The 702-nt window shown below is 62.5% G+C and carries 1 protein-coding gene and 1 pseudogene; one reads left to right on the top strand and one right to left on the bottom strand.

Translation table 11 applies throughout. The features are described 5' to 3' along the window. A partial coding sequence (locus ACU8YC_RS25285; protein WP_446896002.1) for an NAD(P)(+) transhydrogenase (Re/Si-specific) subunit beta occupies positions 1 to 490 on the top strand: 490 nt, incomplete at its 5' end. A gap of 70 nt (positions 491 to 560) precedes the next feature. Here the strand turns inward: ACU8YC_RS25285 and ACU8YC_RS25280 are convergent. Next, positions 561 to 702 (bottom strand): annotated as a pseudogene (locus tag ACU8YC_RS25280) (NADPH quinone reductase MdaB); the annotation flags it as partial.

The following is a 702-nucleotide window of genomic DNA, read 5'->3' as shown; positions in this document are numbered from 1 at the left end:
CATGCTCGGCAATGCGGAGACGGTCGTGATCGTGACGGGCTACGGGCTGGCGGTGGGGCGCGCGCAGCACGCGCTCAAGGAGCTGACCGACAAGCTCGTAGAGAAGGGGATCGACGTGAAGTACGCGATCCACCCGGTCGCGGGGCGGATGCCGGGACACATGAACGTGCTGCTCGCGGAAGCCGAGGTGCCGTACGAGATCGTTCACGAGATGGAGGACATCAACGGCGAGTTCGGGCAGGTGGACGTGGTGCTCGTGCTCGGGGCGAACGACGTGGTGAATCCGGCGGCGAAGAACGATCCGAAGTCGCCCATCGCTGGCATGCCGATCCTCGAGGCGTACAAGGCCAAGACGGTCATCGTCAACAAGCGCTCCATGGCCAGCGGCTATGCCGGTCTGGACAACGAACTGTTCTACATGGACAAGACCATGATGGTCTTCGGCGATGCGAAGAAGGTCGTCGAGGACATGGTCAAGGCCGTGGAGTGATCGCCTCGCGCTGAAACGAAAAAACCCCTCCCGGCCATGCCGCGAGGGGTTTTTCTTTGCCGGTCGAAGGTCAGACGCTGAAGCCGAACACCTCACCCAGATGCCGGCGATAGCGCTCGACATCCGCCTCGACCTGCGGCCGCTTCATCACGTCGACACAGAGGAAGGTCGGCAGGCCCTGCATGCCGAGAAACTCGTTGGCCTTGTGAAAC

The organism is Citrobacter sp. VF227 (assembly GCF_052950715.1).
Note: the sequence above shows the minus strand (reverse complement) of the source record. Positions and strands in the feature narration are given on the sequence as shown.